The 1,455-nt window shown below is 56.0% G+C and carries 1 protein-coding gene, 1 tRNA gene, 1 rRNA gene and 1 pseudogene; 1 reads left to right on the forward strand and 3 read right to left on the reverse strand.

Translation table 11 applies throughout. From position 1 onward, the window contains the following. Positions 1-170: 170 nt before the first annotated feature. A pseudogene (locus O4H31_RS19710) lies at positions 171-350 on the forward strand (zinc ribbon domain-containing protein); the annotation flags it as partial. Positions 351-587: 237 nt separating this feature from the next. On the opposite strand, the gene O4H31_RS19445 reads toward O4H31_RS19710, so the two are convergent. From O4H31_RS19445 to rrf, 3 genes are all read right to left on the reverse strand, one after another. Continuing rightward, positions 588-779: a hypothetical protein gene (locus tag O4H31_RS19445; protein ID WP_269348177.1), complete on the reverse strand. Its 192-nt coding sequence runs from the start codon at positions 777-779 to the stop codon at positions 588-590. 94 nt (positions 780-873) lie between these two features. After that, positions 874-950, reverse strand: a tRNA-Met gene (locus tag O4H31_RS19450). 266 nt (positions 951-1,216) lie between these two features. Next, positions 1,217-1,331, reverse strand: a 5S ribosomal RNA gene (gene rrf / locus O4H31_RS19455). Positions 1,332-1,455 lie beyond the last annotated feature (124 nt).

The following is a 1,455-nucleotide window of genomic DNA, read 5'->3' on the forward strand; positions in this document are numbered from 1 at the left end:
CATAGACCACGACGCATAACTGAGGGTGGGTCAAATCTCGGTGAAAATACCGGGTCAGTTCTCAGTGACAATCAACACTGAGGATTATCGACGAGGACCTCTGGGCGAAGGTCAAGGCGCGCCAGGACAGCTTTCAGGTCAAACCCCGGCGGGGCTCCAACAGCGGGGGCGTGGGCCCGCGCCCCAAGTTTCTTCTGTCGGGCTTCCTGCGCTGCGCCAAATGCGGTGGGCCGTTGACGATCGCTGGCACCGTGCACAAACGCTACTACTGCAAAACGGCCAAAGAACAGGGGCCAACCCAATGCACCGGCATGACAGGGCTCTTGAAGGACGAAGCAGAACAGGCCGTCTTGGGCGGCGTGAAACGCGCGCTGCTCGGTTCGGATGCGTTCAAGCGTTTCCGTGAGGAGTATGCGAGGGCGCTCGCTGATGCGACGCAGTCGCTTCAGGCCGACCGCGCTTCGGTCACCCGCCAGATCCGCGCGGTGGAGACTGAAATCCGTAACGGAACCGACGCGATCCTCGCCGGCGTGAACAGCCCTGCCCTCATTGAAGCCCTGTCGAAGGCTGAAGCGCGGAAGCTCAAATTACAGGCCCAACAGCGGCAGATTGAAGACGCCCGGCCGATGCTGCCAACCGACCTGGAAGAGGTCTACGCTGCGCATGTCAGAAAGCTGGAAACGATCCTCGCAGAACCGGAATTGGTCATCCATGCACGCGATATTCTGCGGGTTCTGGTGGAAACCATCAGCGTCGAGGAAGTGGAGGAAGGCGGGCACCTTTTGGGCATCGAGGGAGATTTGACAAAGTTCCCAATGACATACGCAAAAGCCGCCCCGAAGGGCGGCTTTGCGAACAAAAGTTCGATAGGCTTGGTTGCGGGAGTAGGATTTGAACCTACGACCTTCAGGTTATGAGCCTGACGAGCTACCGGGCTGCTCCATCCCGCGCCAATGCCCTCCGTTTAGACTTATAGCGCGAGGGCTGCAAGGGCATTCGCACATAAAATTCAGATTTTTCTTGAGATTTGAGGCAGCGCCCTTAACTTTCGCTTCGCCAAGGTTCGCGCGTGAGTTTGGGCGCACAGAGGCGTGCCGATAACGCTCCATTCGCCCCCCCCCAAAAAAAACAGAAAACCGCCGTAGCTTTATAGCTGCGGCGGTTTTGTTATTCTGTTGATCGTTGAGAGATACTATTTTTATCAGGAACTTATTAGGTTTGGCGATGACCTACTCTCCCACGTCTTAAGACGCAGTACCATCGGCGCTACGGCACTTAACGGCTGGGTTCGGGATGGGACCAGGTGTTTTGCTCGCGCTATGATCACCAAACCAAATAAATTCCTGAAGCGCTCTGCGCGTTGCGACGCAGAGCGTGTTCCAAGTCATGTACAACTGATTGTATGTGTATGCTTTTGCCCAGTTAAGCAGTCTTGCTTCTACTGGATCAAATCAA

Source organism: Sulfitobacter dubius, assembly GCF_027214245.1.
GTDB lineage: Bacteria > Pseudomonadota > Alphaproteobacteria > Rhodobacterales > Rhodobacteraceae > Sulfitobacter > Sulfitobacter dubius_A.